General features: G+C 67.3%; 21 protein-coding genes. 2 read left to right on the top strand and 19 right to left on the bottom strand.

Translation table 11 applies throughout. The features are described from left to right. Nucleotides 1-100 precede the first annotated feature (100 nt). The 9 genes from FBZ87_RS13645 to FBZ87_RS13605 form a co-directional block, all read right to left on the bottom strand. Nucleotides 101-571 (bottom strand): helix-turn-helix domain-containing protein, encoded by a 471-nt coding sequence (locus tag FBZ87_RS13645; protein WP_040844755.1) that lies wholly within the window; start codon nt 569-571, stop codon nt 101-103. A gap of 251 nt (nt 572-822) precedes the next feature. After that, nucleotides 823-2,502 carry an apolipoprotein N-acyltransferase gene (gene lnt, locus FBZ87_RS13640; protein WP_145610836.1) on the bottom strand — a complete coding sequence of 560 codons (1,680 nt, stop codon included), beginning with the start codon at nt 2,500-2,502 and terminating at the stop codon, nt 823-825. A gap of 39 nt (nt 2,503-2,541) precedes the next feature. Beyond that, nucleotides 2,542-3,468 carry a hemolysin family protein gene (locus FBZ87_RS13635; protein ID WP_145610835.1) on the bottom strand — a complete coding sequence of 309 codons (927 nt, stop codon included), beginning with the start codon at nt 3,466-3,468 and terminating at the stop codon, nt 2,542-2,544. Between the two features lie 3 nt (nt 3,469-3,471). After that, a complete protein-coding gene (ybeY, locus tag FBZ87_RS13630; RefSeq protein WP_145610834.1) occupies nt 3,472-4,068 on the bottom strand; it encodes an rRNA maturation RNase YbeY in 597 nt (198 codons plus the stop codon). Continuing rightward, complete coding sequence (locus tag FBZ87_RS13625; protein ID WP_186454768.1) at nt 4,065-5,090, bottom strand: PhoH family protein; 1,026 nt, start codon at nt 5,088-5,090, stop codon at nt 4,065-4,067. Before FBZ87_RS13625 ends, ybeY begins: the two co-directional genes overlap by 4 nt. 5 nt (nt 5,091-5,095) lie before the next feature. Then, complete coding sequence (miaB, locus tag FBZ87_RS13620; protein ID WP_277906927.1) at nt 5,096-6,541, bottom strand: tRNA (N6-isopentenyl adenosine(37)-C2)-methylthiotransferase MiaB; 1,446 nt, start codon at nt 6,539-6,541, stop codon at nt 5,096-5,098. Nucleotides 6,542-6,720: 179 nt separating this feature from the next. After that, nucleotides 6,721-7,590: a lysophospholipid acyltransferase family protein gene (locus tag FBZ87_RS13615; protein WP_145610833.1), complete on the bottom strand. Its 870-nt coding sequence runs from the start codon at nt 7,588-7,590 to the stop codon at nt 6,721-6,723. Between the two features lie 50 nt (nt 7,591-7,640). Further along, a complete protein-coding gene (locus FBZ87_RS13610) occupies nt 7,641-8,456 on the bottom strand; it encodes a GNAT family N-acetyltransferase (RefSeq protein ID WP_145610832.1) in 816 nt (271 codons plus the stop codon). Nucleotides 8,457-8,994: 538 nt separating this feature from the next. Continuing rightward, on the bottom strand, nt 8,995-9,408 hold the full coding sequence (locus FBZ87_RS13605; protein WP_088870415.1) for a Ros/MucR family transcriptional regulator: 414 nt from the start codon (nt 9,406-9,408) through the stop codon (nt 8,995-8,997). A gap of 90 nt (nt 9,409-9,498) precedes the next feature. On the opposite strand from FBZ87_RS13605, the gene FBZ87_RS13600 reads away from it, so the two are divergent. Then, a complete protein-coding gene (locus FBZ87_RS13600; protein WP_342780914.1) occupies nt 9,499-9,750 on the top strand; it encodes a sulfurtransferase TusA family protein in 252 nt (83 codons plus the stop codon). A gap of 42 nt (nt 9,751-9,792) precedes the next feature. On the opposite strand, the gene FBZ87_RS13595 is transcribed toward FBZ87_RS13600, so the two are convergent. Then, nucleotides 9,793-10,281 carry a GNAT family N-acetyltransferase gene (locus FBZ87_RS13595; protein ID WP_246134392.1) on the bottom strand — a complete coding sequence of 163 codons (489 nt, stop codon included), beginning with the start codon at nt 10,279-10,281 and terminating at the stop codon, nt 9,793-9,795. Continuing rightward, nucleotides 10,281-11,048, bottom strand: a complete 768-nt coding sequence (tsaB, locus tag FBZ87_RS13590; RefSeq protein ID WP_145610831.1) for a tRNA (adenosine(37)-N6)-threonylcarbamoyltransferase complex dimerization subunit type 1 TsaB — start codon at nt 11,046-11,048, stop codon at nt 10,281-10,283. Before tsaB ends, FBZ87_RS13595 begins: the two co-directional genes overlap by 1 nt. Before the next feature lie 62 nt (nt 11,049-11,110). Here tsaB and ddpX point away from each other — a divergent pair, with 62 nt between their 5' ends. After that, nucleotides 11,111-11,692, top strand: a complete 582-nt coding sequence (gene ddpX / locus FBZ87_RS13585; RefSeq protein WP_145610830.1) for a D-alanyl-D-alanine dipeptidase — start codon at nt 11,111-11,113, stop codon at nt 11,690-11,692. Between the two features lie 37 nt (nt 11,693-11,729). Here the strand turns inward: ddpX and FBZ87_RS13580 are convergent, their stop codons facing one another. From FBZ87_RS13580 to murJ, 8 genes are all read right to left on the bottom strand, one after another. Beyond that, entirely contained in the window at nt 11,730-12,320 is a 591-nt protein-coding gene (locus FBZ87_RS13580; protein ID WP_145610829.1) for a malonic semialdehyde reductase, read from the bottom strand. Between the two features lie 147 nt (nt 12,321-12,467). Further along, nucleotides 12,468-13,535, bottom strand: coding sequence for a glucosaminidase domain-containing protein (locus FBZ87_RS13575; RefSeq protein WP_145610828.1), 1,068 nt, complete (start codon nt 13,533-13,535; stop codon nt 12,468-12,470). A gap of 465 nt (nt 13,536-14,000) precedes the next feature. Next, nucleotides 14,001-14,555: a NifU family protein gene (locus tag FBZ87_RS13570; RefSeq protein WP_004271492.1), complete on the bottom strand. Its 555-nt coding sequence runs from the start codon at nt 14,553-14,555 to the stop codon at nt 14,001-14,003. A gap of 372 nt (nt 14,556-14,927) precedes the next feature. Further along, the gene (locus tag FBZ87_RS13565; RefSeq protein ID WP_145610827.1) at nt 14,928-15,440 is read right to left on the bottom strand and encodes a universal stress protein; all 513 of its coding nucleotides are present in this window, start codon (nt 15,438-15,440) and stop codon (nt 14,928-14,930) included. A 42-nt stretch (nt 15,441-15,482) separates the two neighbouring features. After that, nucleotides 15,483-16,229: a TIGR02186 family protein gene (locus tag FBZ87_RS13560; protein WP_246134391.1), complete on the bottom strand. Its 747-nt coding sequence runs from the start codon at nt 16,227-16,229 to the stop codon at nt 15,483-15,485. Next, nucleotides 16,226-17,149 (bottom strand): sulfite exporter TauE/SafE family protein, encoded by a 924-nt coding sequence (locus FBZ87_RS13555; RefSeq protein WP_145610826.1) that lies wholly within the window; start codon nt 17,147-17,149, stop codon nt 16,226-16,228. The genes FBZ87_RS13560 and FBZ87_RS13555 overlap by 4 nt, the downstream gene beginning before the upstream one ends. 149 nt (nt 17,150-17,298) lie before the next feature. After that, nucleotides 17,299-18,297, bottom strand: a complete 999-nt coding sequence (trpS, locus tag FBZ87_RS13550) for a tryptophan--tRNA ligase (RefSeq protein ID WP_145610825.1) — start codon at nt 18,295-18,297, stop codon at nt 17,299-17,301. Between the two features lie 114 nt (nt 18,298-18,411). Then, nucleotides 18,412-19,968 (bottom strand): murein biosynthesis integral membrane protein MurJ, encoded by a 1,557-nt coding sequence (gene murJ, locus FBZ87_RS13545; RefSeq protein ID WP_145610824.1) that lies wholly within the window; start codon nt 19,966-19,968, stop codon nt 18,412-18,414. Nucleotides 19,969-20,127 lie beyond the last annotated feature (159 nt).

The following is a 20,127-nucleotide window of genomic DNA, read 5'->3' as shown; positions in this document are numbered from 1 at the left end:
GCGGAGTGATGTGATATCGACAAAAAACGCCGCCCGGGCTTTCGCAGCCAGGCGGCGTTTTTTCGCAGGCTTCTACAGAACGGTCAAGGGGCAGACCCTATCACGCCACGTCAGACACAGATTCCACACCGGAATTGGCGACGGCCTTGGTCAGTTCGAACAGGCGCTTGCGCACGGCGGGATCGGAGATGCGATAGTAGGCGCGGACCAGTTCCAGGGTCTCACGCTTGGCCATCGGGTCGGCGTCGAAGCCCATATCGGGCGACAGCGCCTCATCCACGACGTCGTTCGGCGTGTCGCCGGCCATGTCGTCGAAGAAGAAGGATACCGGCACGTCCAGCACGCGCGACAGGTCGAACAGCCGCGAGGCGCCGATGCGGTTGGCGCCGCGCTCGTACTTCTGCACCTGCTGGAAGGTCAGGCCAATGGCCTCGCCCAGCTTCTCCTGGCTCATGCCCAGCAGGGTGCGGCGCAGGCGCACGCGGCTGCCGACGTGAACGTCGATCGGGTTGGGCTTTCCGATCCGAGGCCGCCCACCGGTGGAACGGCGGGCCCCAATTACACTCTCCATGATCCAAATCCTCACGTTACGGATCGATTACGACCCTAAGCCAAGCGTTCAGGGGTGGTCAAGGCACGCCGCCCGCATCCCACCGTCCCGCTCCCCGGCCCTTGTTCGGTCCGCCAACCTCATATGGGGGCGTGATCCATACGACCACAAGCCGGCGCCTGGTCCTGGTGACAATCGCGGGGTCATTGACCCCGACGGCTCCGCCACGGGTCCCTTCGGCGCCCGGTTACGGACATCCGGTCATGGACATCTCAAGGGCACTGCCTACCCTGATACATCCGAAGCGTGAAAAAATAGATAACGCCCAATACAGCCAAGAGTAAAGCGGCCAAGGGGCCATCACCCCATCGGGCATAAGGTGTAGGCCAGGGCGTAGACTGCGGGAGCGGAAGGTCCAGAACTCCCCGGGAGCCCAATGCCAAATGACCCAGTTCGCGCCCATAGGGATCTACCACCGCGGAGATACCGGTATTGGCGGCGCGCACCAGGGGCAAACCTTCCTCGATGGCGCGCATGGTGGCGATGGCCAGGTGCTGATGCGGCCCGGCCGTGCGGCCGAACCAGGCGTCGTTGGTGACATTGAGCAACCACCTTGGACGTTCCGGTGAGGGGCGATCCTTTGTCGCATCCCCCTTTCCGTTCTGGTTTTCTCCGGGGCCGGTCCCCGCCTCCTGCGCCGTCACCATGCCGGGGAAGATGACCTCGTAGCAGATCAGCGGGCTGGCCGGCGGCAGGCCGGGCAGGTCCAGGGTACGGGGCCCCGGCCCCGACCCCAGGATGGAGTTGCCCGGCGACACCAGCGCCACCGCGCGCAGGGGCAGCCAGCGGCGGAAGGGGGTGTATTCGCCGAACGGCACCAGGTGGGCCTTGTCGTAATGGCCCAGCGCCTGGCCCTCATCGTTCACCACCACCAGGCTGTTCCAGTAGGTGTCGGTGCCGTCCTGCGCGCCGGGTGTGCCGGCTGGCGTCAGGCGCAGGCTGCCCGTCAGGGTCAGGCCCCCGCGCGGCGTCACTTGGCCCACGGCCTTCAGCAGCTCCGGCTCGTCCTCCAGCAGATAGGGCACGGCCGTCTCCGGCCAGACCAGGGTGGTGACGGGCGCCTGGCCCGGCGGCTGCGGCTGGCGTGACAGCGCCAGCAGCAGGCGGACATGATCCAGTTCCGCATCCGCGTTCCACTTATCTGTCTGGGCGATGTTGGGCTGCACCAGGCGCAGCATGACACCCGGCACCAGCGGCGCCTCACCCGCCGGCACGCGCACAACGCCGTAGATGGTCATGAGGATGATTAGACCCAGGCCCATCACCGGCGCCGTCCAGGGCCGCCGCCCGCCATCGGCCAGGACCGCCGGCAGGCTGGCGGGCAGCACCGTCAGCAGCGACAGGCCGTAGACGCCGATGAGCGAGCCCACCTGCGCCGGCCCCGGCAGCCCCACCCAGACATAGCCCATGAGGTTCCAGGGAAAACCGGTGAAGGCGTGGCCGCGCACATACTCCACCACCGTCCACAGCACCGCAAACAGCAGGCAGCGGGCGACACCCCCGATCCGAAAGCGACGCACCAGCGCCCACCACACCAGCGTGCCCGTACCCACGAACAAGCCCAGCAGGAAGGGCAGGCCGGCCACGGCGAAGGGCAGCAAGGCCCAGAAGCGTGGGAAGACCAGCAGCGCCTCGCCCACCCAGTAGAGGCTCAGCACGAAATGGCCGAAGGCGAACGCCAGGCCCGTCCAGAAGGCGGCGGCCGGGCGCTCCACCCCGTCCAACAGCCAGATCAGCCCGGGGAAGGCCAGCCACAGCACGGGCACGGCGTTGACGGGCGGCATGGCCAGGGTGGCGAGGCCACCCAGCAGGGCGGCCAAACCCAGGCGGCGCCAGCGTCCGCTCCCGCGCATGCGGGTGGCGAGGCGGGCCAGACGGTCAGGCAGGCTCACGATAGAGATGGTCTCCGATTACGGGCAGCGTCGGGACGTTCAGGAGCCGGTCGCCACCGGCATGTCCTGGCCGGCCGCCTGGGGCAGATTGCGGACGCGCAGCCGCTTGATGCGGCGGGGGTCGGCGTCCACCACCTCGAACTCGATGCCCGAGGGATGGACCAACGTTTCGCCCCGGCGCGGGATGCGGCCGGCCAGCGAGAACACCAGGCCGCCCAGGGTATCGACCTCCTCCCGCTCCTCGTCATCCAGGACGGCGCCGACGCGCGCCTCGAAATCCTCCAGCGGCAGGCGAGCGTCGGCGATCAGGGTGCCGTCGGGCCGTTCCATGATGCGCGGCTGCACCGCGTCGTCATGTTCGTCCTCAATCTCGCCGACAATCTCCTCCACCAGATCCTCGATGGTCACCAGACCGTCGATGCCGCCGAACTCATCCACCACCAGGGCCATGTGCTGGTGCGCCTGGCGCATGTGCAGCAGCAGGTCCAGCACCGGCATGCTGGGTGCCACGATCTGCACCTCGCGCACGATGGATTCCAGGTCGAAGGGCCGCTGGTCCGCCACCACCGCCAGAATGTCCTTGATGTGGACCATGCCGATCACGTCGTCCAAGGTCTCGCGGTAGACCGGCATGCGCGAGTGCGCGTCCTCGGAAAAGCGGCGGATGAGGTCGGGCAGGCTGATCGACGCCTCGATGCCCAGGATATCGGCGCGCGGCACCATGATGTCGACCACGGTGCGCCCCCGGAGCTTCAGGATGTTGGCCAGCAGCGTGCGCTCATTGCCGCCCACGGACGTCTCGTCCGCGCTGCTCTCCTCGATCAGCTCTTCAATGGTGTCGCGCAGCGTGGGATCCACGCGCCCGCCCAGGGCGGCCCGCAGCCAGCCCCGGAATTGCTGGGTCAGTGACCCGTGATCTTCGGCCCCGTCTTCACGGGGCGTTCGACTGTCGGAAAGATCGGCCATCGGTTAGTGCGTGGTCTCTTCGCTCTGAGGGTCTTCGCGGGTGGGGCCGGCACCGTCCCGGTAGGGATCGGCGATGCCCATGTCCGCCAGGATCGCCGTCTCCAGCCGTTCCATGGTCTCGGCCTCGGCGTCCTCAATGTGATCATAGCCCAATAAGTGCAGCACGCCATGGATCACAAGGTGGGTCAAGTGGTTGGCGACGGGTTTGTTCTGTTCCGCCGCCTCCGTCATCAAGGTTTCATACGCCAGGATGATGTCGCCCAGCAGGTAGGGCGGGCGTTCCATCCCTTCCGGCAGCTCAAACCCGTCCTCGTCGTCGTCCTGGTCCAGCATGGGGAAGGACAGGACATTGGTGGGCTTGTCCTTCCCCCGGTACTGGTGGTTCAGCACCCGCACGGCGGCGTTGTCGGACAGCAGGATGGAGACCTCGCCCTCACCTTCCGGCAGGGCGTCGGCATCCACCGCCAGCGCCCGGGCCAGGGCCTTGCGCGCGGCGGCGGTCACGAGATGCTCCACGCCGGGAATGCTGGCTTCCCAGCCGCCAGCCTCGATCTCGACGATGATCTCCAGGGTGTCGGCCCGAGCCATGCCCATGATCATTCTCCGGCTTCCACCGGTGCCTTGGCCTTGTCGGCGAGGCGCTTCCTGCGGGCGTCGGCGCGGTCATAGGCGTCGACGATGCGGCCGACCAGGGGGTGCCGCACCACATCGGCGGCGGAGAAGTGGACGAAGGCCGCCCCCTCCACACCCTCCAGCACCTCCACCGCCTCGCGCAGGCCGGACTTCACGCCGCTGGGCAGGTCCACCTGGCTGAGGTCGCCGGTGATGGCCATGCGGCTGCCTTCGCCCAGGCGGGTCAGGAACATCTTCATCTGCATGGGCGTGGTGTTCTGCGCCTCGTCCAGCACGACGAAGGCGTTGGCCAGGGTGCGGCCACGCATGAAGGCCAAGGGCGCCACCTCGATCTCGCCCGACACCAGGCGCTTAGCCACCTGCTCCGCCGGCAGCATATCGTGCAGGGCGTCGTAGAGCGGCCGCAGATAGGGATCGACCTTCTCGCGCATGTCGCCAGGCAGGAAGCCCAGCTTTTCCCCCGCCTCAACCGCCGGGCGGGACAGGACGATACGGTCCACCCGGCCGGTGATCAGCAGCGACACGGCCTGCGCCATAGCGAGATAGGTCTTGCCCGTGCCCGCAGGGCCCAGGCCGAACACCAGTTCGTTCTCCGCCAGCGCCTTCAGATAGGCCGCCTGGGTGGGGGAGCGCGGGGTGATGTCGCGGCGGCGGGTCTTCAGCACCGCCTCCGGCCGGGTGATCGAGGCCAAGGCCCGGCCCCGGCTTTCGGCGTCTACGCCAGTGGCGATGCGCATGGCGGCATCGACCTCGGCCGGGCCAACGGGCATGCCGCGCTTGAGCCGTTCCCACAGGGCGTCCAGGGCGGCGCGGGCGGCGCCGGTGGCATCCTCGGGTCCGGTGATCGTCAGGCAGTTGCCGCGGCTGATCAGGTTGACGCCCAGCTGGCGCTCGACCCGGCTAAGATACTGCTCATGTTCCCCGAACAGCAGGGGCAGCAGGCGATTGTCATCGAACTGCAGATCGATACGCTGGTCCGTTCCGGACACTTGGGTCACGCCGTCATCTCCTGATGATTGGCCTTGATATCGGGGCTGATGAAGGGCGGGCGGGCGGCCGCGCCCTGCTGGGCCGCGCCATGCACGCTTTCGGTGGTCACGACCTCGCCGCCCAAGCTGCTGGCCGACACCGCGGTGACGCGCACGGGCACCACCTGGCCCAGCAGGCGGTCGGGTGCCGTGGCGTGGACGGCCTGCATATAGGGACTGCGGCCCAGCAATTGGCCGGCATGCTTGCCCCGGCGGTCGAACAGCACCTCCTGCACCGTGCCCAGCAGGCCGGCGTTGAAAGCGCGTTGCTGTTCGGCCAGCAGGTTTTGCACCGCCTCAAGCCGCGCCGACTTGTCGTCCTCGGTCAGGCGGCCCTCGGCCATGGCGGCGGCGGGGGTACCGGGGCGGGCGCTGTACTTGAACGAATAGGCGCTGGCGTAGGTCACGTCGGTGATCAGCCGCAGGGTGGCGGCGAAATCCTCCGCCGTCTCACCAGGAAAGCCGACGATGAAGTCGCTGCTGAGTGCCAGACCCGGCCGGGCGTCGCGCAGCTTGTCGACGATGCGGCGGTAGTCGTCGGCCGTGTGTTTGCGGTTCATGGCCGCCAGGATACGGTCCGACCCGCTTTGCACCGGCAGATGGACGAAGGGCATCAGCTGTGGCACCTGGCCGTGGGCGCTGATCAGGTCGTCGTCCATGTCGCGGGGGTGGGAGGTGGTGTAGCGGATCCGCCGCAGCCCATCGATCTCCGCCAGTTCGCGGATGAGCCGGCCCAGGCCCCAGGTCCGGCCGTCCGGCCCTTCGCCGTGGTAGGCGTTGACGTTCTGGCCCAGCAGGGTGATCTCCACCGTGCCGTTGGCCACCATGCGGCGCGTCTCTTCCAGGATCTGCGCGGCGGAGCGGGAATATTCCGCGCCCCGCGTGTAGGGCACGACGCAGAAGGTGCAGAACTTGTCGCAGCCTTCCTGGACGGAGACGAAGGCCGACGGGCCCTGGGGCGTGGCGCCCTCGCCAGGCAGCAGGTCGAATTTGCTCTCCACCGGGAAATCGGTGTTGATGACGCCGCCGGCGCCGCGCACGGCGCGGGTCACCATCTCCGGCAGCTGGTGATAGGTCTGCGGCCCGAACACCATGTCGACATGGGGGGCGCGGGCCATGATCTCGGCGCCCTCCGCCTGGGCGACGCAGCCGGCCACGGCGATGATCATACGCTCGCCCGCCGCCGCCTTCTCCTGCTGCTGCAGGCGCAGCCGGCCCAGTTCGGAATAAACCTTCTCCGACGCCTTTTCCCGGATGTGGCAGGTGTTGAGGATGACCATGTCGGCCCCCTCCGCCTCCTCCGCCGGTTCATAGCCCAGCGGCGCCAGAACGTCGGCCATGCGGCCGCTGTCATAGACGTTCATCTGGCAGCCGTAGGTCTTGATGAACAGCTTCTTACGCGACGTCGCCACACCGAACTCCTCGCCGCGCCGGATCACCGGCCGCGGGCACCGCACGAACAGGAAAAGGCGCGCCGGCCCCGGGCTGGCGCGCTGGCCGTAACATTAGGCGGCCGAGGGCAGTAGTCAAGGCGGGGTTCGGCCTGGGCAGGCCTGGGCGGCAAGCGGGGCGGATTCCGTCATGTCGGTGGTCAGGCCGCCCCGGTCGCCGCTTCCGGCGTGATGCCCGCCGGTGCGGATGATGCGGGGCGGGCGGGCGCCAGGGCCCGGGACCAGCGCCCGGACACGGCGCGGTCCACACCGGCGGCCACCACCTGCCAGCAATGATCGGCCAGGGCCTTGCGGGAGGAGAAGTCCTCCAGCGACACCACGGGGTGGAACTCCACCCGGATGCGCAGGCGGCCGGCACCGATCATCTGCCACAGGTGGGGCGGCAGCTCCATGTCGCCATACCAGGCGTACAAGGGGCGCAGCTCATGACCCAGCGGCAGGTCGTCCAGGTGGGTGCAGGTCACGCTGACTGGCTGCACCGCCACCGGATGGCCGTCCACCTGGGTGTTGGCCACGGCGAATAGGGCGGTCTTAAACGGCAGGACGCGGTTGCCGTCGCTGCTGGTGCCCTCGGGGAACAACACCAGGCTATCCCCCCCGATCAGGCGGCCCGCCATGTCGTCGCGCTGCTTCCCGGCCTCGCGCTTGTTGGCGCGGTTGACGAAGACGGTACGCTGCAGCTTGGCCAGCAAACCGAACAGGGGCCACAAGCCCACCTCGGACTTGGCCACGAAGGAGCAGTCGATCAGGGACCCCAGGACCGGAATGTCCAGGTAGGAGGAATGATTGGAGACGAACAGCGTCGGCCGGCCGACGGAGGGTTCACCCACCACATCCACGTCCAGCGCCAGCATCAGCCGGCAACAGACCCGGTGGTAGAACCGGGGGAAGCGCGCCTGCCCCGGCAGGTTCAGCGACACCAGGGCCGCCTGCACCGGAATGCACAGGAAGGTCCACGCCATGTAGAGGGCCAAGCGCAGGAAACCGGCACGGGTGGAGCCGATCGCCATGGTATGCCCTCCTCCGAACGAGGTTGCGGATGCTGGGGAAGCGGACAGGATCAGATCAGGGACGAGCCGCGCCGCTCGTAATGGCGCAGGTACTTGTCGGTGATCATGTCAGTCTTCACCACGATGGAGACGTCGGTGGTATTGAACTGATGGTCAACCACGGCGCCATCGCCCACGAAACCGCCCAGACGCAGGTAGCCCTTGATCAGCGGCGGCACCATGGCCAAGCCGCGGCGCGGGTCCACATCATGCTCTTCCATCAGCCGCATGTCGACGTAGCGGTGCGGCAGGGCCACCGGGCGCAGGGCCGGCGGGGCCAGGTGATGATAGTGCAGGTAGGACAGCGGCAGGGCCAGCGCCTTGGGGTCGGTGCCGGGCAGGCTGGCGCAACCGAACAGCAGGTGTATGTCGTGCACGGCGACATAAGCCGCGATGCCGCGCCACAGCAGCTGCATCGCGTGCCGGCTGCGGTAGGCGGCGTCCACGCACGAGCGGCCCAGTTCCAGGATCTCGCCCCGGTATTCCTCCAGGCGCGCGATATCGTATTCATCGCTGGAGTAGAAGGAGCCGGCGCGGGCGGCGGCGGCGCGGCGGATCAGGCGGTAAGTCCCCACCACCCCGGCGGCCCCGGCCCCACGGGCGTGGTCGATGACCAGCAAGTGGTCGCACAGCGGGTCGAAATCATCGAAGTCGCGGCGCAGGCGCAGCATCTCCGGCGTCGGGTGCGCTTCCATCTCTTCGTAGAAGACCTGGTAGCGGATGGCCTGGGCGGCCTCGACCTCAGCCTTGGTTTCGGCGAGGCGGACCTCCAGGCTCCCCATGCGAAGATCGCCAGAGGTCAGAGCGTCGATCGTGATGTCAGCCATGCTCTCGTTCGCGGTCCTTGAGCGGCGCCAGAGGCGGTCGCGATTTGCGTGACGCGTTCCCGTTCGAAGTCCTGGCCTGTTCGAAGCCGGGCTTACGACCCCCCGGGAGGACGCTTCCGACATTGGCATACCACAAAGCGGCGCGGGGCGGTCAACCGACTCATGCGGGTGAACCCCACCGGGTCACGAAAGATTCACGCGTCTGTTAGGTCGAAGAAACAATTCCCACGGTTTCGCCAAAGCTGCGGAAACGCCCGGCACTCGGGTCGCGGCGGGGCCTGTCCGGCACGCCAGAAATCGATGGTGGAGGGGGCCGCGACTGGCGGCATCGCTTGGAAAACGGGTCGGGGGCGGTCGATCCCCAATCCTCGCGGGTCCCAGTTCGCGCCCATGGCCGAGAGGTGGCCAGCATGATCATTCTGGAAGCCGCAGGAACGCGGGGCGGTCGCGGCGCAGCCCTGCCCTGCGGCCGGCCCGATCCGGCGCTTCGGCTCGGCCAGTAGGCCAAGCCGACCGCGCCGAGGCCCGCGCGGGGGTGTCAGGCGTCGCCGCGCGCCCGGGTGCCCAGGCCGATTTCCTTGGCCAGGCGCGAGCGCTGCTTGGCGTAGTTCGGGGCCACCATGGGGTAATCCGTCGGCAGTGACCACTTCTCGCGGTATTCCTCGGGCGTCATGTTGTAGGCCGTCTTCAGATGGCGCTTCAGCATTTTCAGCTTTTTTCCATCCTCAAGGCACACAATGTATTCAGGCGTGACCGACCGCTTGATCGGAACGGCGGGCTGGGGCTTCTCCACCGCCACCGGCTGATCCTGCCCGATGTTGGTCAGGGTCTTGTAGACCTGTTCGATCAGCGCCGTCAGGTCGGCCGGGGGCACTGTATTATTGGAGACGTGGGCGGAAACAATTTCCGTGGTCAGGGATAACAACTCACTCGCCGCGGACGGACCGGTCATTTTCCTTACTCCAAGGATTCAGTACCTGACTTGTATAAGTCTAAACCATAGGCATGGCAATAACGTTCAAGTCCATCGCGTGAGGACAGATTGATAACCGAGACGCCTATACCCAGTCTTTTGGATATAACGACGCAGGTTTGCCCTATTACCTTTGTGAGAGCCAAGCTTGCGGTGGAAAAGCTGAAGCCAGGTGAAACGCTGGAAATTCGGCTTAACAGCGGTGAGCCGCTTCAGAACGTTCCAAGGTCATTGACCGAGCACGGCTATACAGTGGAGATGCGCGGACCGGAGCGGATTGACCAGCCGGAAGGCATACATCGTATACGTGTAACAAAGTAAAATACACCCGCTTATTTTGTTTCCTTGGCGGGACGCGCGGCTTTACCGCTCAGCATCGGCAACCACTGCGCGGCGCAGCAGCAGCGCCGCCACCGGCTGGCCGCCCAGGTGGTAGTAATTCGCCCGGCGGCCCACAGGTTCAAAGCCTGTGGCGGCGTAAAGACGGCGAGCCGGCGCGTTGGTCTCCGCCACTTCCAAATAAAGTGCGGCGGCGCCAGCGGTGGCGGCCGCATCGACGCAGGCCCGGGTCAGGGCGGCGCCAAGGCCCCGGCCCCGAGCCTGAGGGGTAACCCCGATGGTCAGGATTTCGGCCTCGTCGACCACGGTGCGGATCAGGGCCATGCCCAGCGGTTCCTGCTCATCCTGGGCGATCAGGGCGGCGACGCCGGGCAGGCCCATGAGATCGGCAATGGCCTGGGCGGACCAGGCCGATCCGGCCACGTCGGGATCGGCGAAGCACAGGGCGTGCACCGTCGCCAACACCTCGGCCTCGACCGCCAGCGCGGGGCGGATCCGCCAGGCGGCCGCCATCAGGCCGGTTTCCCCGGGGCCACCGTGACATCGGGCGCCCGGATGTAGAGGGGGTTGGCCGGATGAGCGGCCAACACGGCCGGGATGGCCAGCGCCGTCATGCGCGCCACCGCCAGCGCCGGCCCCTCGGCGGAGAGTGTGGCCACCAAATGGTCACAGCCGGCATTGCTCAACACCGTCGCCACCGACGGCGCCGCGTCGCCCAGCAGCAGTGGCATATCCCCCAGGCGGGCGGCGAAGGCCGGCACATCGGCCGGTAGCACCGCTTCCGGTTCGGACAGGGGCATGCCGGCAGCGCTGAACGCCTGCAGGTAGACGTCATCGCGCCGGCTGTCGATGGCGACCAGCAGGGGCCGGCGGTCGGGCACGGCGCCCCCCAGGCCATGAACAGCGGCGTGGGCGAAGGCCTGCAGGCCGGTGACGCCCATCAGCGGACGGCCGGCGGCCAGCGCCAGGCCGCGCGCCGCCGCCAAGCCCACGCGCAGGCCGGTGAAGGCGCCAGGGCCAATGGTGACGCCGTAGCGGTCTACGGCGGCGTAATCCAGTCCGGCCTCGGCCAGCACCTCTTCGACCAGGGGCAGCAGGCGCTCGGCCTGGCCCCGGGCCAGCGCCTCCGCCTTGGCCACCAGGGCGCGGGACTGCCCTGTGGCGGGATCCACCCGCCACAGGGCCACGGCGCAGACGCTGGTGGCGGTATCGATGCCCAATGCTATCGTGGGCCCCGGCAGGAAGGCGTCGGCCGATGAGCTGGCGCTGGTTTGGCCCATATGGCGGTTTCCCTAGAACGTTCCCGAACCCAAGACATACCAAGACGAGGCAGCACGCGACCATGGCGCCCAACGGCCAGCCGCATTTCATGACCATCGCCCCAGGGACGGGATTCGACGTCGACCTGGATCTTCGCTATGCCACGGCCGACAACCTGACGGGAAGCCCTCTGTATCGCCGGCCCACCTGCCTGCTGCATCCGGCCGCCGCCGCCTGCCTGGCCCGGGCCGTCATCCGCGCCGGCGCGCTGGGCCTGCGGCTACGCATCTTTGATGCCTATCGCCCGCCGCAGGCGCAGTGGGCGCTGTGGGGGGCCCTGCCGGATCCGATATTCATCGCCGACCCACGCGAGGGCTCGAACCACACGCGCGGCGTGGCGGTGGATCTCACCCTGGCTCAAGGCGACGGCACGCCGCTGGACATGGGTACGGGCTTCGACGACATGAGCCCGCGCGCCTACCACACCGACGACACGGTGCCGGCGGAGGTCCAGCGCAACCGCGCCCTGCTGCTGGGCATAATGGCCGTGGCAGGGTGGACGCACTACATGTCGGAGTGGTGGCACTACCAGCTACCCGACGCCCAACGCTATCCGCTGGTGGACGACGGCGCGCTGGGACCCCGCCTTTCAGCCCGGGGGTGACGGCCCGAGCCAGCCGCCCAGGCCATCCGGTCAAACCTCAAACGATGTTGCACGCTTCTTCGAACTCCAGCCGCGGCAGGCGGGGGAAGACCTTGGACGGATCACCGTAGCCGATGTTGCACAGAAAGTTGGACTTCACCGTGCTGTCGGGAAAGAACTCGGCATCGACCTTCGCGTTGTCGAAGCCGGACATGGGGCCGCAGTCCAATCCCAGGGAACGGGCGGCCAGCATCAGGTAGGCGCCCTGCAGGGTGCCGTTGCGGAAGGCCGTGGTGCGGGCCAGCTCCTCGCTGCTGGTGAACCAGGACCGGGCGTCGGCATGGGGGAACAGCCGGGGCAGCTGGTCATAGAAGGCCAGGTCGTGGCCGATGATGGCGGTGACCGGCGCCTTCATGGTCTTTTCGGTGTTGTTGCCGGACAGGGCGGGCTTCAGCCGTTCCTTGCCCTCGGCCGAGGTCACGAAGACGATGCGGCCCGGGCTGCAGTTGGCACTGGTGGGGCCGAATTTGAACAGGTCATAGAGTTCGCGCAGCAGCGCCTCGGGCACCGGCTTGTCGATCCAGCCGTTCTGGGTGCGCGCGGTACGGAACAGCAGGTCCTTGCCTGCCTCGGTCAAGGGTTCGCTCATGGGATCCGGTTTCCTGCCTGTGATTGTCCGGGTGGGCACCCCGAAGCATGCCGGGGGGTCCGGGGCGCCGCAAGACTGCCGGCTTCGCGGCGCCCGGAAAATCAAGAAACCGTCAAGAGAGCGGGCGGGCCCGTGCAAGTGGGCGCGTCAGCTGGCCCGCTTCACCTGCACCACGATCTGTTGCGGCTCGTTGTGCAGAACCGCCTGGTCGAAATCGCGCAGGTTGTTGGTGCGGATGAGGGAGCGCACCGCCTTCACATAGACCGGGCCCAGTTCGGAATACTTATCCAGCGTGTTCAGCAGCAGCATGGTGTCCAGCGGCTTGCCCTGCCGGCGCAGGCTGGCGCGGGTGGCGCGGAACTGGGCGTAGGCGTCGTGCGTGTTCAGGTTCTGCATGTAGACGCGCACGCACTCCAGCAGATCCTCGAACTTGCGGAAGCGCGAGGTATCGCCGGGGTGGCGGTTGCGGGGGGTGATGCCCTCCTTCTCCTCTTCCGACCAGGTCAGCTGGCCGAACAGGGCGTTGCCGTGCTGGGCGAAGCGGGAGGTGCCCCAGCCGCTTTCCTCGGCCGCCTGGGCCAGCGCCATGGACACCGGCACCACATCCACCCGGCGCAGCAGGGCGTCCAGGTCGATCTTGCGGGCCGGATCCATGCCGTAGCGGGCCGCCAGCCGCGCCACCCACACCTGGTCCAGCGGCGACATGGCGGCGCCGGGGGTCGGCGTCGCGGCGGTTTGGGCCGGGTCGCCGGCATCGTGGGGCGTCACACCCGCGGCCGGGGTATGAACGGCGGCGGTCACCACCGTGCCGCCGACGGGGGCATTGGCCGGAGTCGGGCCGGGGGTCGGGCCGGGGGTCGGAGCGGCGGGCGCGGCCGCCTTGGCGGCGGCATCGGCGGGCAGGCCTTTCATGCTGTCGCGCAGCGCCATCAGGCGGGCGCGGTCCCGCTCGATCTCCTCATTCACCAGCAGCAGCAGGGGCAGCATGGTGTTCACGAAGATTTGCTTGCGGTCATCCACGCTGTCCATCTTGCCCAGGTCGCGGGGCAGGCCCGCCAGCACGATGCGGGGCACGGGACGCTCGCCGGTGCGCACCTCGTCCAGCGTGAAATTCTTTTCCTTGAACAGCGCCAGCAGATTCTGCGCGTCCAGCTTGGGCTGGACGGTCACGGGCTGCTGCACCTGGGCCACGGCCGGGGCGGCCGGGCGGGTCACGGGAATGATAAAACCGGTGGGTGCCAGAAGCGGACCGCTTCCGGACGCCAGCTCAGCGAGGGTTAACGGGAACACCGCGAAAACCATCACGAGCACGGAACCAATAGCCAGCCAGCGCTGCGCGGGAATCCCCGCAGTGTCGACCTTCGCCATTAATGAATGCTCCGAACAGTTACCGAGGAACGTCCAGACGCCCGCCCCATCGATCGCGTCCACAGCTCAGGGACATAGGGCGATCGGGGTACGCGTCCATGGGACGTTTGTGCTGCCGGAAATCAAATCCGGGATAATCCGTTCAGCCATACCCAATGGGCCCGCCACTATGTGGGCCATTCTCCAGGCCGGCATGGCTGCACGGCAACTTACACCGTCGGGGGGACGCGTCTCTGTCGGTCCCAAATCCCATCAGGTGCCGCCCACCAAACATCCTCCCCGTTCCGATCCGGGGGGTGGGCGGCGCGCATACTAGCGGGCAGCGCGCACTTCGACAACCTCAGGAATGTAGTAACGCAGCATGTTTTCGATGCCGGCCTTCAATGTCGCGGTCGAGCTGGGGCAACCCGCGCACGAACCCTTCATGGTCAGGTAGACCACGCCCTTGTCGAAACCGTGGAAAGTGATGTCGCCACCATCCTGCGCCACGGCCGGACGCACGCGGGTGTCCAGCAATTCCTTGATCTGGGTGATGATCTCGGAATCTTCTTCTTCGCCTTCGCTGTGGCCGTCTTCCGCTTCGTCCAGCAGGACGGGGCGTTCGGCGGCGAAATGTTCCATGATCCGGCCCAGGATCTGGGGCTTCAGCGTGAACCAATCCTGGCTCCCACCCTTGGTGACGGTGACGAAATCACCGCCCAGGAAGACCCGTTCCACGCCGTCGACATCGAACAGCGCTTGCGCCAGCGGAGAGCGGTCGGCGGCCGTCCGGTCGGCGAAATCGGCCGTTCCCCGCGCCAACACCTCCCGGCCCGGAATGAACTTCAGGGTGGCCGGATTGGGGGTGTCCTCGGTCTGGATGAACATTCGGAAAACCTTGAAAGACAACACGGAAATGCGGATTTAAAATACGGCAGCGCGCCGTATGTGCACCAGCATTTTAGCCAAAATGGGGCGACTGTCCGCCAATATCAAGGCGTCCCGTCACAGACCCGGTCTGCGCGACCCCGCGCCGGGACTGGCACGGCCGCAAAACAAGCCGCGAAAACCCTCGGAAATGGCCGGAATTAGTGCCCCTGGCGACGCGAGGCCGCGCCCGCGATTGCGAGCGCCGGCGGATTTTAAAAGATCGGATTTTCAAAAGCGGAATGACCGCCATCACCGCTTTTAAAAATCCTGGTCACAGTTTTAAAACAGGCCGCCCGCCCATATCGCAAACGCAAGAATATCGGCCGCGCCTCAGGTGATCAAATCCAGCTGCAGGTCATTCAGCGAGCCGGGAACGATGGTGATGGGGATGCGCAGCGTGCCGGACATCTTGCCCACGATATAGGTGATGAGGGGGCCGGGCCCGGCGGTGCCGGTGCCGGCAGCCAGCACCAGGATGGAGATGGTGGGTTCCTCCGCGATCAGGGCCAGCAGCTCGTCGCGGGTGTCGCCCTCGCGCAGATAGATCGCCGGGGGGGAGCCGCAGATGTCCACCACGTCGCGGGCCAAGCGCTGCAGCAGCTGCTCCGCCTCCTCCCGCCGTTCCTGGCGCATCAGGTCCTCCACCGCGGCCCAGTGCTGGAAGTCGCCCGGCTCGATGCAGTGCATCAGGGCCACGCGGCCGCCAGTGCTGCGGGCCCGCCGGGCGGCGTAGTGCAGGGCGACGGTCATTTCTTCCGTTTCGTCCACCACCACCAGGAAGATGCGGGTCTGGCAGGCGGCGGGAGCGGCGCTAGGCGCGGAGGTGGGATCTTCGGTGGACATGGGACGCGGCACCCCTCTGCTCAACGGTTGAAAGAATGGGCCTCAGCCCTTGCGGAAGACGCTGCCGGCCAGCCAGCCGGCGCCCACCGCCAACAGCACGCCCAGCAGGCCATAGGCCAGGCCGTTGTGCTGAGCGAAGTCGAAGATGTCGGCGGAGAAGCCGATCTTGCTGACGGCCAGCGGCGTGGTCTGAGCCCCCACCACGTCCTGGTTGCGGATGAGGTAGACGCTGACGGTGTACAACCCGATCGGCACGTTGGCCGGAAAGCTGATCGAGGTGCGGAACAGGCGCTGGCCCAGGAAGACCACCTCCCCCACCTCGGTGCCGTACAGCCCCTCGCGCTGCTTGTTGCGGATCAGGGCGGCGCGGAATTCCGCCACCGTGGCCGCGTCGACATCGGCGCGCGGCAGCATGCGCACATGATCAAGCCCGATTTCGTGGCGCTGGGCAACCGCCGGCGGCAGCAACGCATCCAGCGGCTTGTTGCTGGCGACGCCGTAGAAGCCGGGGACATGGGAGAATTTCAGGGTCTCATTATTGATCCAGATGCCGGCCATGCGGTCCTTGCGCCGCACGGTCTGCGAGGTTTCCGGCCCCTCGATCACCACGGCGACATCGCCCGGCTGGTCGATGGCGCCGAACAGCACAACGTCGGTGCCGGTGAAGCCGGTGGTGATGGCGATCAAGTGGCTGGACAGGTCGGCCACCAGGGTCTGGGCCCGCACCGGGGTCCAAATTGCCAGCAACGCCAGCACGGCCATCGCCCCGCCCCAGCGCCGCGCCCTCATTTCGGGCCCGCCGTGGTGGTGATGGAATAGAGGTCGTCCGGCGTCAGCACCAGGTCCACCGCCAGCTTGACGGCCACCCCCAGCACGGTCAGGGCCAGCAGGGCGCGGGCCTGTTCACCCTTGAGATAGCCGCTGGCGCGCGAGCCCAGCTGGGCCCCCAGCACGCCGCCGATCAGCAGCATCATGGCCAGCAGGATGTCGACCGTGTGGTTGGTGGCGGCCTGCAGCACGGCCGCCACGCCCGTGGTCAGGATGATCTGCAATAGCGAGGTACCGGCCACCAGGGTGGTGGGCATGCCCAGGATGTAGATCATGGCAGGCACCAGCAGGAAGCCGCCGCCGATGCCCATGATGGCCACCAGCACGCCCCCGATGAAGCCGATGCCCACCGGCAGCAGCACGCTGATGTACAGGCGCGAGCGGGGGAAGCGCATCTTGAACGGCAGGCCGTGCAGCCAGGTATGGTGGTGCAGCTTGCCCCGCGTCGCCCCCTTGCGCCGGCCACGGAACAGGGCGCGCACGCTTTCCATCAGCATCAGCCCGCTGATGCCGCCCAGGAAGATGACGTAGGACAGGGAGATGACGAGGTCGATATGGCCCAGCCGCTGCAGCATGCCGAACAGCATGACGCCCAGCACGGTGCCGACGATGCCGCCGGCCTGCATCACCAGGCCCAGCTTCACATCCACGTTGCGCTTGCGCCAATGGTACATGACGCCGGAGACGCCGGCCCCCACCAGCTGGTTGGCCTGGGTGCCCACCGCCACCGCCGGCGGCACGCCGATGAAGATCAAGAGCGGCGTCATGAGGAAGCCGCCGCCCACGCCGAACAGGCCCGACAGGAAGCCGACCATGGCCCCCAAGCCCAGGACCCAGAAGACGTTGACCGACATCTCGGCGATCGGCAGATAGATTTGCATGGGACCCTTAAGGCGTGCCGGCCACGGGTCCAACTCTACCCGAGCGGCGGCACGCGGGCCATGGGCCTTGCCGCCGCGCCCAAAGAAAAACGGCACGGGGGAACGGGCCCCATGCCGTTGATCTCAAAGCACCGGAACCTCTGCGCGGCTTAGGGCCGCAGCAATCCCACGATGTCCTTCACTTCTGCCATGGTCCGGGCCGCGATCTCGTTGGCCTTGTCGGCCCCCTTGCGCAGGATCCGATCCAGCTCGGCCGGGTCGGCCAGCAGCTCGTTCATCTTGGTCGTGATGGGTGACAGCTTGGCCACCGCCAGGTCGCACAGATCGGCCTTGAAGGCGGAGAAGGTGGCACCGGCGTGGCGGGACAGGGCGTCCTGCTTGGAGATGTTCTCCAGCGCCGCGTAGATGGTGACCAGGTTGTCGGCCTCGGCCCGCTTGGCCAATTCCTCCAGCGTGGCCGGCAGCGGCTCCGGATCGGTCTTGGCCTTGCGGATCTTCAGGGCGATGGCGTCGGCGTCGTCCGTCAGGTTGATGCGGCTGTAATCGGACTCGTCCGACTTGCTCATCTTCTTGGTGCCGTCGCGCAGGCTCATCACCCGGGTCGCCTCACCCAGGATTTGCGGTTCCGGCAGGGGGAACACGTCCTTCTCATAGAAGCGGTTGAAAGCGCCGGCGATGTCGCGGGCCAGTTCCAGGTGCTGCTTCTGGTCCTCGCCCACCGGCACGTGGGTCGCCTTGTACAGCAGGATGTCGGCGGCCATCAGCACGGGATAGGCGTAAAGGCCCAGGGCCGCCATGTCCTTCTGCTTGCCCGCCTTCTCCTTGAACTGGGTCATGCGGTTCAGCCAGCCCATGGGGGTGTGGCAGGAGAAGATCCAGGCCAATTCGGAATGGCCCGACACGGCCGATTGGTTGTAGATCAGATTACGGTCGGGATCGATGCCGGCGGCGATGTAGGCGGCGGCCACGGCGCGGATGTTCTTCGTCAGCGTCGGCGCGTCCTGCGGCAGCGTCAGGGCGTGCAAATCCACGACACAGAAGATGCATTCATACTGGTCCTGCAAGGCCACCCAGTTCCGCAGCGCGCCCAGGTAATTGCCGAGATGGAGCAGGCGGGTCGGCTGCATGCCGGAGAAGATGCGGTTCATGGATATGGCCTTGGCAGGAAGATAAAACCGGATGGCGAAAGTAGGGCCCCGGCCCCCTGGCGGTCAAGCCGGGCCGGGCGGACCCCTCACTTCCGCTCCCTCACTTCCGCCCCCTTACTTCCGTCTACGCCGCAGGCGCGCCAGGAAGTCGGAAATGACGACGCCGCGCAGGGCCACCACGGCGATGCCGTAGACCACGAGGCCCGCCGTCACCAGCGCCGCCAGCGCCGGCACGCGCACCCAGACGCTGTCCACGAAATACGGATCCAGCACCGTCGCCAGGGGGATCAGGCAGCCCGCCATGACCAGGCTGGCCGCCAGGATGCGCGGCGCCCGGGTCAGCAGCTGGCGGTCCAGCCGCAGCCAGCCACGCCGGGCCAGCGACAGGGCCAGCAGGCTGATGTTGCCCCAGGCAGTAATGGTGCTGGCGAGCGCGATGCCGACATGGGCCAGTGGCGTGTACAGCGCCAGCACCGTGGCCAGGACCATGTTGCCCACCAGGGTGGCGATGGCGATGCGCATGGGGGTGCGCGTGTCCTGGTGGGCGAAATAAATGGCCGTCAGCACCTTGGACGCGACATAGGCCGGGATGCCGGGGGCGTAGACGGCCAGCGCCAGAGCGGTCTGGTGCGCCTCCGCCAGGCCGAAGCGGCCGCCATGGAACAGCGCCTTATAGATGGGCTCCGGCACCAGACCCAGGGCGAAGGCCGCCGGCAGGGCCAGTAACAGGCCGAACTCGATGCCCCGGCTGACATGGTGGTCGATGGCGTCCCGCTCCCCGCCCTGGACATGCCGGGACAGGGTGGGCAACAGGGCGGTGCCGATGGCGATGCCGATGACGCCCAGCGGCAGCTGGTTCAGGCGGTCGGCATAATAAAGGTAGGAGATCGAACCCGAGGGCAGCAGCGAGGCGACGTGCGTGCCGATGATCAGGTTGATCTGGATGACGCTGGCGCTGATGGCGCCCGGCACCATCTGGCGGAACAGGCGCTTCAGGTCCGGCGTCAGGCGCGGCCAGGTGATGCGCAGCGCCACCCCCGCCCGATGGCAGGACACCGCCAGCCAGATCATCTGCACCATGCCGGAAATGGTGAGGCCCCAGGCCTGGCCCAGGTTGGCCTCCAGATGCAGCCAGACGGTGCAGCCCAGGGCCGCGATCATGCAGATGTTGAAGGCGATAGGCGCCGCCGCCCCTGGCGCGAACCGGCCCAGGGCGTTCAGCACGCCGGTCTGCAGGGCGGTGATGGAGATGAACATCAGGTAGGGGAAGGTGATGCGCCCCAGCTCCACCAAGCGAGAAAAGTGCTGCGGCTGGTCGGCGTAGCCACTGGCCAAGCCCAGCATCACCCAGGGCATGGCCATCATCACCAATGCTGTGATGGGCAGCAGCACCAGCACCATGAAGGACAGCGCCTGGTCGGCGAACCGGTCCGCCGGCCCCCGCCCCCGCGCCTTGAGGTCGGCCGAGTACATGGGCACGAAGGACACCGTGAAGGCCCCCTCCGCGAACATGGAACGGAAGTAGTTGGGCAGGCGCTGCGCCACGATGAAGATGTCGGCCGACACCCCCGCGCCGAGCACCCAGGCGGTCAGCAGGTCACGGATGAACCCGCCGACGCGGGAGATGAGGGTGAGGCCGCCGACGGTGGCGGTAGCGCGCGCGAAGCTCATGGTGCTGGCGCATTATCCGAAAACAGGCGCAGGCGCCAGTTTTCATGTTCCCTCAGGCACTGGGCGGCGGCACCCGCCGGCTTTGCTTCCTCGCCTTTCAGTCCGCTGACGCTCCCCGAAAAGCTCCGGCGGCCCCGGTCGGGGCCTATTGGAAAAAGA

The organism is Nitrospirillum amazonense (genome assembly GCF_007828035.1).
GTDB lineage: Bacteria > Pseudomonadota > Alphaproteobacteria > Azospirillales > Azospirillaceae > Nitrospirillum > Nitrospirillum amazonense.
Note: the sequence above shows the minus strand (reverse complement) of the source record. Positions and strands in the feature narration are given on the sequence as shown.

Bases quoted from the DNA above. Each gene is read 5' to 3' on its own strand.
- tsaB (WP_145610831.1), bottom strand. From the start codon at position 11,048: ATGGGCCAAACCAGCGCCAGCTCATCGGCCGACGCCTTCCTGCCGGGG.
- FBZ87_RS13555 (WP_145610826.1), bottom strand. From the start codon at position 17,149: ATGCAAATCTATCTGCCGATCGCCGAGATGTCGGTCAACGTCTTCTGG.
- FBZ87_RS13635 (WP_145610835.1), bottom strand. From the start codon at position 3,468: ATGGCCGATCTTTCCGACAGTCGAACGCCCCGTGAAGACGGGGCCGAA.
- ybeY (WP_145610834.1), bottom strand. From the start codon at position 4,068: ATGATCATGGGCATGGCTCGGGCCGACACCCTGGAGATCATCGTCGAG.
- FBZ87_RS13645 (WP_040844755.1), bottom strand. From the start codon at position 571: ATGGAGAGTGTAATTGGGGCCCGCCGTTCCACCGGTGGGCGGCCTCGG.
- FBZ87_RS13615 (WP_145610833.1), bottom strand. From the start codon at position 7,590: ATGGCGATCGGCTCCACCCGTGCCGGTTTCCTGCGCTTGGCCCTCTAC.
- FBZ87_RS13570 (WP_004271492.1), bottom strand. From the start codon at position 14,555: ATGTTCATCCAGACCGAGGACACCCCCAATCCGGCCACCCTGAAGTTC.
- FBZ87_RS13580 (WP_145610829.1), bottom strand. From the start codon at position 12,320: ATGAGCGAACCCTTGACCGAGGCAGGCAAGGACCTGCTGTTCCGTACC.
- murJ (WP_145610824.1), bottom strand. From the start codon at position 19,968: ATGAGCTTCGCGCGCGCTACCGCCACCGTCGGCGGCCTCACCCTCATC.
- FBZ87_RS13595 (WP_246134392.1), bottom strand. From the start codon at position 10,281: ATGGCGGCCGCCTGGCGGATCCGCCCCGCGCTGGCGGTCGAGGCCGAG.
- FBZ87_RS13610 (WP_145610832.1), bottom strand. From the start codon at position 8,456: ATGGCTGACATCACGATCGACGCTCTGACCTCTGGCGATCTTCGCATG.
- FBZ87_RS13560 (WP_246134391.1), bottom strand. From the start codon at position 16,229: ATGAGGGCGCGGCGCTGGGGCGGGGCGATGGCCGTGCTGGCGTTGCTG.
- ddpX (WP_145610830.1), top strand. From the start codon at position 11,111: ATGGCGCCCAACGGCCAGCCGCATTTCATGACCATCGCCCCAGGGACG.
- trpS (WP_145610825.1), bottom strand. From the start codon at position 18,297: ATGAACCGCATCTTCTCCGGCATGCAGCCGACCCGCCTGCTCCATCTC.
- FBZ87_RS13605 (WP_088870415.1), bottom strand. From the start codon at position 9,408: ATGACCGGTCCGTCCGCGGCGAGTGAGTTGTTATCCCTGACCACGGAA.
- FBZ87_RS13565 (WP_145610827.1), bottom strand. From the start codon at position 15,440: ATGTCCACCGAAGATCCCACCTCCGCGCCTAGCGCCGCTCCCGCCGCC.